The sequence below is a fragment of the Methylomonas sp. BG-2 genome (assembly GCF_057766305.1).
Genome location: NZ_JBYMAP010000161.1, coordinates 1 through 9209, shown reverse-complemented (window position 1 = coordinate 9209; position 9209 = coordinate 1). Strand labels below are relative to the sequence as shown.

The window sequence follows — 9209 nt, the reverse complement described above, 5'->3', positions numbered from 1 at the left end:
TCCTGATCGATATCCTCGCCGTATCGGTGACCGCTCTAGCCAAGACTGGGTCTGTCCGTTGCCGCTACCCGACAGCGTGCTCGCCGGCCGCCAGGCTTGGGACGGGCTGCGGAGGCAGATCGACGCCTTGCCGGTTCGGCAACGTAATTTGCTGATCAAGATTCGTCTGGGTGGCGATAGCTACCGGCAAGCGGCGCGAGACGAACGTTTGGCGATCAAACAGGTGGAAAGCACGCTCAGGCAAGCCTTGCGAAGCTTGCAGCGTTAGGAGCGCACGTTAGGGAGCGGCATTGCAAACAGGGCGGATCATTGCGGCCGCGGGCGACGGCGGAGCGCGGGCGCTTTAACCCGAGGCGGAAACGGCGCGAAGCGGCGCACCAGCCATTTGCGGACTTCCTCGCAGATCAGCAGGCCCAGCGCGAACGGCAGCATGAACAGCCAGACGTCGCGGCCGAGCGGCGCGGTACCGAACAATAAATTGCCCCAAGGCGTGTAGACGATGGCGAGGATCAGCGCGATTTCCAGGCCGACGCCGGCCAGTATCAGCGGGTTATCCAGCAACGGCGTGGCCAGCAGGCCGCGTTGGTGTTGTTTGCACAGAAACACGTTGGCGATCTGCATCACGATGATGGCGCTCAGACAGGCGGTTGTGGCCCGCAGGTACAGCGGATCCTGGCGGGACAGGCTGGCGCCGTAATCCCAGCCGGCGCCGTTCAGCACGAAGAAAAACGCCGCCATCGCCGCCGCGGCTTCCAGCAAGCCCAAAAACCCGTAAGCTCGGGCCAGCAGGCGCCAGTCGATCAAAGACTCCTTGTCCGAACGCGGCGGCTGGCGCATCGCCGCGGCATCGGGTTTCTCGACGCCTAGTCCCAAGGCCGGCAGCATGTCGGTGCCCAGATCGACGGCCAGAATCTGCACGATGGTCAACGGCAGTGGAATCTTGAACAGCACGAAGGCCAGGTAGGGAATCACTTCCGGGACGTTGGAGGTGAGGATGTAGGTCAGGAATTTGCGAATGTTGTCGAACACGGCCCGGCCTTCTTCGATCGCCGCGACGATGCTGGCGAAATTGTCGTCCAGCAAAATCATGTCGGCCGCCTCCTTGGCAACGTCGGTGCCGGCTCGCCCCATCGCGATGCCGATGTCGGCTTTCTTCAAGGCCGGCGCGTCGTTGACGCCGTCGCCGGTCACCGCGACCACCTGCCGCTTGCGTTGCAGGGCTTCGACGATCTGCATCTTCTGGTCGGCGCCAACCCTGGCGAAAAGCACTTCCGGCGCATCCAGGGCCAATTGCAACTGGCTGGGCGTGAGTTTTTTCAGCCGGTCGCCGGTGATGACCTTGGGCGTGTCGGATTGCACCAAGCCGATTTGGCGGGCGATCGCGACCGCCGTGTGCGGATGGTCGCCGGTGATCATGATGACTTTGATGCCGGCGATCCGGCACTGGGCGATGGCGTCGGCGACTTCCGGACGCGGCGGGTCTTCCAGGCCGACCAGGCCGCTGAAAATCATCGCGGATTCCGGATCGGCGCCGTCGCCGTCGGCCAGCGGGCGGTAGGCCAGGGCCAGCACGCGCAAGCCTTGGTCGGCCATGGTTTGCAGGGCTTCCCGCAATTGGCGGCGGCCGGCGTCGTCCAACGGCAGGGTTTGATCGGCCACGGCAATTTGCGTGCATAGCGGCAGCACCATTTCCAGCGCGCCCTTGCAATACAGCAGCTTGCCGGTTGGGGTGTTGTGGAGGGTGGACATGCGCTTGCGGTCGGTATCGAACGGGACTTCGCCGATCTTGGGATAGGCCACGCGCATGCCTTGCGCGTGAGCCAGATTGACCAAGGCCACTTCCATTGGATCGCCCAGCAGATTCTGGCCTTCGACGCGTTTCAGGTCGTGGCACAAGGCCGCGCACGCCAGGAACGCGGCGTGGTGTTGCAAGCTGTCGCCGCCCAATTCCTCCGGCCGGCAATAGCGGTAGTCCAGAAACAGTTGTTTGACCGCCATGCGGTTCTGGGTCAGCGTGCCGGTTTTATCGGTGCAGATGACCGTGGTCGAGCCCAGGGTTTCCACAGACGGCAGATTGCGGATCAAGGCGTTGCGCTTGGCCATGCGTTGGGTGGCCATCGCCAAGGCCAGCGTCACGGTCGGCAGCAGGCCTTCCGGCACGTTGGCAACGATGATGCCGATTGCGAACATGAAGTTTTCCCAAAAACTCAAGCCGATGGCCTGCCCGACCAGAAAAAACGCCGCGCCCAGCAGCAGCGCCAGCAGCGCCACGAAACGGCTCAGCCGGGCGATCTGGCGTTGTAGCGGCGATTGCGCCTTGACCGTGGTTTTCAAGGTATGGGCGATTTTGCCGAATTCGGTATGCATGCCGGTGGCGAACACCACGGCTTTGGCCTCGCCGGCCACCACCGAGGTGCCGGCCAGCAGAATATTGCGGCTTTGCGCGATGTCCTCGTCGGTGGACGGTAGCGCGTCGCGGCCCTTGGGTAGCGACTCGCCGGTGATGGTCGAGTTGTTCACCCGCAGGTTGAAGGCTTCCAGCAGCCGGCAGTCGGCCGGCACGTTGTCGCCTTCCTGCAGGACCAGCACGTCGCCGGGCACCAGTTCGTCGGCGAAAATCAGGCTCAGCGCGCCGTCGCGCACCACCTTGACTTGGTGAGGCAGCAATTTACGCAACGCGGCAATCGCCTGCTCGGCCTGAAAACGCTGCCAAAACGAGAAGCAGCCGTTGATGGCGATCACGCCCAAAATGGCATAGCCCAAGGTCGCCATGCCCTCACCGGGTTGTTGGGATTCGGCGAAAAAGGCCAGGCCGGCCGCCAGCCAGAGGATCAGCGCGAAGAAATGTAAAAATTCTTGCGCAAACAACAGCAGTTGCGACTTTTTCCGGGTTTCCTCGAGGCGGTTGAAACCGAACTCGCGCAAGCGGCCTTCGATGGCCGCATCGGCCAGGCCGTGCGGGCCGGAGCCCAGACTGTCCAGGGCTTCCTCGGGCGTTAGGTGGTGAATTTTCATGATGGCTTTATCCGGCCGGCTATGCTGTCGCTAAGTTTAGCGCCGGCCCGCCGGTTGCGGGCGGCAAATGTCGGCGGGAGTCTGCTTCGGCCCTGATATTGCTGATAAAATGCCGGGCTGGCGGATTCCTGGGGCGGCGGGGCAAAATTTTGGGGCATCGAAAATGTGGAACGGCTGGAGGATGAACGGCGCGGGCGGCGCGAAGCTGTCGGCGGCGGGATTGGCGCTGATGCTGGCGGGATGCGTTTCGCCGCCGGCCCTGGACCGGGCCGTGATCGAGTACGACAAGGCCACCAACGATGTGTTGGCGAAGCAGTTGCTGCTAAACATTGCCCGCGCTCATCAACACCAGCCGCTGCACTTCACCGGCGTCTCAAATATCGCCGCGACCTTTAACTTTCAGCTCAATGCCGGAGCGACGCCGGCGCTGACCGGGCCTACGGGCTCGTTGTTGACGCCGGTGTTCGGCGGTAGTCTGTCCGAAAATCCGACCATCAGTATCGTGCCGATCGAAGGCGAGGAATTCACCCGTCGACTGCTGACGCCGTTTCAGGAAAGCAAATTGACGATGTTGCTCAGGCAAGGCGTGGACGTGGACTTGTTGCTGCGGTTGCTGGCCGGCGAGCTGCGTTTGTCCGGCGGCGATCAAGCCGGCATTCACCGCAACCTGCCGGCGGATGAGGCCGGATTTCGGGTATTCCGCCAGGCCGTGTTGCATTTGTCGTCGATACAGGATCGGCACCGCTTGTTCGTCGAGCCGTTGTTGTTCGAGCGTCGTTGGACTTTGCCGGCCGATGCGTTGCCGGCCGAACAGCTAGCGGCGCTCGAAAAAAACTACCAACTGGCGTTCGATCCGGTCCGCAAACAACTGACCATGACCAAGCGCGAGGTTGGCCGGATGGTGTTGACCAACTACGATCCGGCCACGTTGAGCAACGAGGAACGCATGCGTTTGCAGCAGGAAGCCGAGCAGGGCGCCGATAACGACGTCAGCGTCGATATCCGTCCCGGATTTCCAGGCGGCGAGTGGCCGTTGCATGGAGTGTTCCGCTTGCGCAGTTTTCACAACGTGTTGAACTTCGTCGGCCAAACGCTGGGCGATATGCCCGAATACCCGGTGGCCCGGCATCCGGCTACGCCCGAGGTTCGCGAAAATCCGGTGGAAACCCTGGCCGTGACGGTCGGCGACGGGCCCGGCGACGATCTGAGTATCCAGCTGGGCGACAATTTCTATGCGTTGCGCCCCGAAACCGGCTATCAATGGAACCGGGAGGGCTTTCGGCTACTCTGTCAGATTTTTCAAATGACGATGACGCAATTCGCCCAATCCGGGGCGCCCGTCATTACGATTTCCAAATAAGGGGACGCTTTTGGCCGAATCCATCGACAGCAGCATGATTATGAAGTGCGTGGCCTACCACAACGGCGTCAGCATCGGCGAGGTGTCGATTCCGGACATCAGCGAAGTGATCCAGCAGGATCAGACCTTCGTGTGGTTGGGGTTGCGGGAAACCAATCCAGCCTTGCTGGCGGAGTTGCAACAGGAATTCGGTCTGCACGACTTGGCGATCGAAGACGCTTGCGCCGCTCACCAACGCCCGAAAATCGAGGAATACGCCGATTCGCTGTTCATCGTGCTGCATACCGCCAAACTGGTCGACGACCAAGTGGAATTCGGCGAAACCCACTTGTTCATGGGGGCGAAGTTTTTGGTGACGGTGCGGCACGGTTCGTCGCTGAGCCACGCCAAGGTGCGTGGCCGCTGCGAGGCGATGCCGCAGCAGATGGCCAAAGGGCCGGGTTTTGCGTTGTATTCGATCATGGATTTTATCGTCGACAACTACGTGCCGGTGATCGACGGCTTGCAGCAGCGCTTCGAGGTGCTGGAGTCGGCGATTTTCGAACAGAGGCCCAGTCGGCAGACGATGGAGGGCTTGTACGAACTCAAGCGGGAGTTGTTGATGCTGGAAGCGGCGATCACGCCGGTCATCGACATCTGCAATGAATTAATGCGCTTTCACAACGGCCTGATTCCGAAAGACGTGCGCTTTTATTTTCGCGACATTGCCGATCATATCAAGCGCATCGATCGCTCGATTCAGAGCATGCGCGAGATGTTGATCGCGGCGATGCAGGTCCACTTGACCTTCGAAACCGTGCGCCAGAACGAAGTGGTCAAAGGCTTGGCCGGTTGGGGCGCGATTTTGGCGATACCGACCATGGTATTCAGTTGGTACGGCATGAACTTCCGCCATATGCCGGAATTGGAATGGAGTTTTAGCTACCCGGTGGTGCTGGGCGGCGTGGCCTTGAGCAGCTTGCTGCTGTATTGGCGTTTGAAGCGGGCCGGCTGGTTATGAGTCGCGCTCCTGGGACTCAAATTTTAGTGACGATGGATAGCGGATGCCTGAACTGAATTGAATGTTTGTTTTTTTGTCACCCCATTGTTTCAACTCTCAAAGACCGGCGAATGGCGCCACGGAAACACCCGACAATGAAGTTTAGCGTTTTAGTTAGAAGACTCTCCCACCCCCAAGTCAGACGCCGCTTGAAGATCGGTCTGTCAATCTGGGGGATCGCGATCGCCGTCAGTGTTGTCGCCAAACTGGCCTACGATATCGGCTATTTCAAAGCACAGTCGATGATAGACGAAAAAAATGCGACGGCCCCGGCGATACGCTCGGTATTGACGCTGGAATACGCGCAGCGGATCGTGTCCGGCGCATTGAACGAAGATCCGAATAATCCGAAAACCGTTGTGAATCTGATCGTCGACAATAATCCCAGGCTGGCGACGATCGTCGTCGAAAACAATAAGCAGAAGAAAATCGCCTGGATATTCGAGATGCGTTTGTTTTTTGTCGGCGATTTGCTCAACGACCAGGGGTATAACCTAACCGAAGCCATCGAACGCCAGCAGGATATGTACCGGAATAATCGCTGATCGGCGCGAGTTGAAGGCGATCAAAATGCCTGGGCGGTGAGCGTCGGAAGCCGGCAAGGATAGCCTAGATCCCTACGAGCGCGCGCAAATGCGCGGGGTCGTCCGCGGAACGGCGTAGTTCGGCGCTTGAACGACCGTCTCACGGAAATCGATGTTGACTCGGGTTTTCGTCTCGGGTCAGCGCTATTGGACACCGCTCTCGCGTAGCGAGGCGGTGGCGTCCGAGAGTCGAGAGAAAAGATTATTGCAATCGTCGATCGCGGCGGCTTTTAAAATCTCGAATCGGAACTACCCTTCATTTTCTAAACCGGCTCCAATATCCAGGCTAGCCGAATCGGCCGCGTTGGGCTATAACCTTTCTGTCGTCAAATTTCCCTATAACCGGTGTGCCGGAGACACTCGATTTTGAGTGAGTTTAGCTAGCCAAGAATCGACGGCGTAAATTCAATACTCTTTTTACCGCTTCAAGTCGCGCGAGGTTTAAAGCCAGCCTTCAAATGCAAATTCCTGATCACCTGGGTATGCGTTTTGGATGTTTAGGTTAAAACCCTAACTTACTCCCTACTAGCGGTCAGCTTTTTGATTGGTTTTTTGTCGCAAGGATTTTGGTCTTGATGCGCCGCGTGATTCGCAATCCTCGACTGGATCTTGCCCATACTTTGGAAGTCGATTATGAATACAAAACTATTTGTTGCCACGGCCGCTCTCACGACTATCGTAGGGTGCGCCGTCACCCCCGACCAGACCGCTCAGACGGAAGGCGATGTCAGTCAGTCGTTTCCACCCGCGGGTACCGGGAATCTCCTGAAGGAGTCCTTGTATTTTTCGAATCAGGACGATGCGGCGAAAGCCTTGATTGGTTACAACTATGTCTTAACCTTGCTTTCGGATGGTCGGGTTCAGGCCATCGTTACCGGCTTGAACGGTTCCGGTCTCGAAAATCCGTTGAGCGTGGTCAAGGCGAACGCCCAAAAGTCGTTGTCCAACGTTGGCGATTTGCCGTCGTCGGACGAAACCGAATCACCGTTTCCGCAAATATCGCTAAAGGAGAAGCTTAACGGACAAGCGGCGGTCGATGCACTCGGTGACAACCTGCCATTGGTGGCCAAGGCTTACGGGATGTCCGCCGAACGCTTGGAGGCTATTTTAATAAGCGACCAGACCGCGTGGATTGATCAAGTCGGTCGCCTGTTATACGTCGAATCGGATACTCAGGCCGATCACGCGCCGGATGCTGTTGAGACTGCCAATGCCACGACGGCCGAGGGCGGCGGAGGTACCTTCGCCGCGATAAGCACATCGACCTCCGATCCATTCTTGCTACACAGCAAACCGGATTCCAATCGCGTCATTTATCTGGACTTTAACGGCCATCAAGCGGTCAATACCACTTGGTATAACGGTACGCTGACCGGTCAGGCTTACGATACCGATGGCAATCCCAGCGGATTCAGCACCACGGAGTTGAACAACATTCGCGAAATCTGGCAGCGGGTGGCCGAAGACTACGCGCCGTTCGATGTGGATGTAACCACTCAAGAGCCGGCGGCCGATGCCATACAACGCATTAACAGTGGAGACACCCAATACGGCACGCGCGCGGTGATAACCCGTTCGATGCCGGAATTGTGTGGACAGGTTTGCGGCGGAGTAGCCTACGTTAATGTGTTTTCGCTTTATTCGGCCACTTCGCCGAATCGTTATCAACCGGCTTGGGTGTTCTTCGACAAGTTGGGCAACGGCAATCCCAAATATGTCGCCGAAGCGATCTCCCACGAAGTGGGCCACAACCTGAGCCTCTACCACGATGGCACCGCCAGTGTCGGATACTATTCCGGACATGGCAGCGGTGCAACGGGTTGGGCGCCTCTGATGGGGGTCGGCTATTACAAACCCGTTTCGCAATGGAGCAAGGGCGAATACCCCGGGGCCAATAACGCGCAGGACGACCTCGCGGTCATCAATGCGGCGGGCGCGCCAATTCGAGTGGATGACTTCCCGGACAGCATGGCCTCGGCCGCGCCTTTGTCGGGCGATCCCACCTCGGTAGTTCAAACCGGCATCATCGAACGCAATACCGACCTGGATGTTTTCACTTTTTACACCGATGGCGGCGACGTGCAGCTGAATGCGGTTTCGGGTTCGGTGGCGGGCAATCTGGATATTGCGCTGAAATTGTTCGATGCTTCCGGCAAGTCGGTCAGCGAAGTAAACCCGGCGGATAGTCTGTCGGCGTCGCTGAGCGCCAACTTGAGCGCGGGTCAATATTTCCTGCAAGTCGATGGCGTCGGTAAAGGCGACTTGACGACCGGCTATTCAGATTACGGCAGTCTTGGCCAATACCAGATTACCGGCAGCTATCCGAAAAACCTCGTGAAACTGATACCGCCGACCGCGGTCATTTCGGCATTGCCGACCGCGAGCGACGCGCCGTCCAAGGTTACCTTCAACGGTACCGGTTCTAGCGATCCGGATGGCACCATCGCCGGCTACGACTGGAATTACGGCGATGGAAGCGCGAATGGCAGCGCCGCCAGCGTTGACCACACCTATGGAACTCCGGGCAACTATACCGCCACGCTGACTGTGACCGACAACGTTGGCTTGAAAAACAGCGCCACGCAAACGATCAATATTGCCCAGGCGCCGGTAAACGTCAGTATGAAAGTCTCGAACACCTCGATAATCCGCAGATTGTTGACCGGCGGCAAATCGGAATGTTTGGCCAAAGTGACCGTCAAATATGGCGAAACCACGCTGGCTAACGCCACGGTGAACGGCACGTGGAGTTGTTCGGCGAAAACCAGTACCGGTAATATTTCCAAAACCTGGGCCAAGTCCGCTGTGACAGGTTCCACCGGTATCGCCAGTATCAGTAGTTCCAGCCTGCCCTCCAGCAGTTCCGGAACCTGCGCGTACACCGTTGGCACCGTCGTCAAAAATGGTTATACCTATGATGGCAGCGGGCAGGTGGCGGCGAGCTTCACCTGGTAAGCGAATTTTTACTGTTGTAATGGAAGGCGTGGTTATCCACGCCTTTCTTTTTTGTGTCTCGGAAAACAGCCTTCAGTTGGGGATCAGTCCGCAAACCCCGCCTAAACGGGCGCTTGCCAAGGCCTGAATGCGTAACGATTGCCAATGTCACGTTAGATCGCGACGCCGATGCGGTTCTTGGCGGTAATAGAGGCTCAATTGCCGAAACACCGCCGGGCAGTGTGCCAACAAAATCGCGGGCGTACAGAAAAATACT

6 protein-coding genes are annotated in these 9209 nt (G+C 58.4%); 5 read left to right on the top strand and 1 reads right to left on the bottom strand.

The window, feature by feature from the left end:
* The coding region (locus tag AC3B8H_RS14905; protein ID WP_488442332.1) for a sigma factor-like helix-turn-helix DNA-binding protein at nt 1-268 on the top strand (268 nt) is incomplete at its 5' end.
* Nucleotides 269-306: 38 nt separating this feature from the next.
* On the opposite strand, the gene AC3B8H_RS14900 is transcribed toward AC3B8H_RS14905, so the two are convergent.
* Nucleotides 307-3015, bottom strand: coding sequence for a cation-translocating P-type ATPase (locus AC3B8H_RS14900; protein ID WP_488442331.1), 2709 nt, complete (start codon nt 3013-3015; stop codon nt 307-309).
* A gap of 181 nt (nt 3016-3196) precedes the next feature.
* Between AC3B8H_RS14900 and AC3B8H_RS14895 the strand changes: the two genes are divergently transcribed.
* From AC3B8H_RS14895 to AC3B8H_RS14880, 4 genes are all read left to right on the top strand, one after another.
* Nucleotides 3197-4375 (top strand): hypothetical protein, encoded by a 1179-nt coding sequence (locus AC3B8H_RS14895; protein ID WP_488442330.1) that lies wholly within the window; start codon nt 3197-3199, stop codon nt 4373-4375.
* A 34-nt stretch (nt 4376-4409) separates the two neighbouring features.
* Nucleotides 4410-5375: a magnesium/cobalt transporter CorA gene (gene corA, locus AC3B8H_RS14890; protein WP_488442333.1), complete on the top strand. Its 966-nt coding sequence runs from the start codon at nt 4410-4412 to the stop codon at nt 5373-5375.
* 134 nt (nt 5376-5509) lie between these two features.
* Entirely contained in the window at nt 5510-5959 is a 450-nt protein-coding gene (locus tag AC3B8H_RS14885) for a hypothetical protein (protein ID WP_488442329.1), read from the top strand.
* A 672-nt stretch (nt 5960-6631) separates the two neighbouring features.
* Entirely contained in the window at nt 6632-8953 is a 2322-nt protein-coding gene (locus AC3B8H_RS14880) for a PKD domain-containing protein (protein ID WP_488442328.1), read from the top strand.
* Nucleotides 8954-9209: the final 256 nt, after the last annotated feature.